This is a genomic window from Serratia sp. Sp408, assembly GCF_057180665.1.
This window is the reverse complement of sequence record NZ_JBXUFT010000021.1, coordinates 1-869: the sequence shown is the minus strand read 5'-3', so window position 1 is coordinate 869 and position 869 is coordinate 1. Positions and strand designations below refer to the sequence as shown.

The window sequence follows — 869 nt, the reverse complement described above, 5'->3', positions numbered from 1 at the left end:
TGTAACTCGCCTTGTCCAGCTCGATGGTTGACTGGGTCGCCACCGCATCACTCGCCGCAATGGTGTAGATAGCCGAGTCCTTGTGCTCGCTTCCCAACGTCAGAGTGGCTTTGTGCGTCGTACCCGCAAGGGTCGCCGTGTAGGTTGCCTGATAAGTCCCGTCCGGCTCCAACTCCAGCCAATCCCCTTTCGGCGTCGCACCCTGAACCGTCACGACCCCCTTCAGTGTCGCACTATCCTCACCCACCAATGGATTGTTTGCCTTGTCCCTCAACGTCACCGTCACGGTTATGTCGCTACCTGCGGTGTAGCTCTGACTGTCCACCTTGATGGTCGAATTGGCCACCACTGCCTCAGCAGCATAAATGTCGTACTCCTTCGACGCCTGAGAAGCGCCAGCCAGCGTCAGAGTGGCCTTCAAGGCACTCCCTACCGCACCTGCCGTGTAGGTCGCCACGTACGTGCCCGACCCGACGAAAGTTTCCGCCCAAACCCCACTCAGCGCGCCGTTTCCAACCTTCACCGACGACGCCAGCGTAGCTGCCTGCCCTGCCACCGCGTTGCCATGAGCATCCTTCAGCGCAACCGTCACCTTCATACCCTCACCGGAGATGTAGCTATCCCCCTCCATAGTGATGGTCGAGGTGGTCGCCACCGCATCACTCGCCGCAATGGTGTAGATAGCCGAGTCCTTGTGCTCGCTTCCCAACGTCAGGGTGGCTTTGTGCGTCTTGCCCGCCGCTGCCGCAACATAGGTCGCCTTGTAGCTGCCCGACCCGGCCAAGGTTTCCGCCCAGGTCACGGTCTGGCTCGCCGCACCCGACACGTTCACCGCTGCCGACGTCAGCACAGCCACCTTCCCGGACACC

1 pseudogene is annotated in these 869 nt (G+C 61.3%); it reads right to left on the bottom strand.

What is annotated here, in order from left to right:
* Window positions 1–850: pseudogene (locus AC2AXP_RS22645) on the bottom strand (inverse autotransporter beta domain-containing protein); the annotation flags it as partial.
* Window positions 851–869 lie beyond the last annotated feature (19 nt).